This is a genomic window from Comamonas jiangduensis (assembly GCF_030162955.1).
Lineage (GTDB): Bacteria > Pseudomonadota > Gammaproteobacteria > Burkholderiales > Burkholderiaceae_C > Comamonas > Comamonas jiangduensis.
In genome coordinates this window covers 1-649 of record NZ_JARXOV010000052.1, presented here as the reverse complement: position 1 = coordinate 649, position 649 = coordinate 1, and the positions used below count along the sequence as shown (strand labels likewise).

General features: G+C 63.0%; 1 protein-coding gene. It reads right to left on the bottom strand.

Going from position 1 to position 649, the window contains the following annotated elements; translation table 11 throughout:
* Window positions 1–247: 247 nt before the first annotated feature.
* Window positions 248–649: hypothetical protein (locus QEP12_RS16935; RefSeq protein WP_284214992.1), on the bottom strand; the 402-nt coding region annotated here is incomplete at its 5' end.

Genomic DNA, 649 nt, shown 5'->3' with positions numbered 1-649 from the left:
CGCCCGAAGCGCTGACGCGCAAACAGCCGTGTTTATCAGCGACGAGCTGGGCGCATGCTTGACCAGGTGCAGTGCCACGCGAATGTGGCCAGTGATGCGTTGACCGCTACGAGGCGGCAGGGTTTGACCAGGTAGAAACGGGAAGCGATGGACAGGCGCGCAGGTGGCCATGTGAGCACATCAAACGGAAAGCGCGCGAGAGAGGGCGAACTGCTGACGACAGGCCCTAAACAAGGCATGCGCGCACTTAGAAATGCCACCCTTTTTGAGTACCGACAACCGTGCCTGTCCAGGTGGCATTGGTGCTGGCTGGTGGCGTGGGGTCTGGGTACCAATCGACATTGCCGCCTGCTAAAAGATTCGTAGGCGTGACGGTCATGATTTCGCAGGTGCCGGGCTCTGGGGCCATAGGCTGGCCGGTGTCGTCGTAGCAGTTGCAGCGGGTGGCAGAGCGCACACAGCCTGCCAGGGTGGGGCCTTTGGGCTTTTCTTCTGCAGCGGGGGCGGCAGTGGCCACGGTGAGCGGGTCAGCGGGTGCAGCGGCGCTTTGCTTGGCGGGTGCCTGAGCGACGGTCTCGAGCTTTTTGCCACCGGCGATGCGATCTTGCAGGCGGTTGTAGAACGTGGGGCCGAGGTAGGCAGCGGCAAC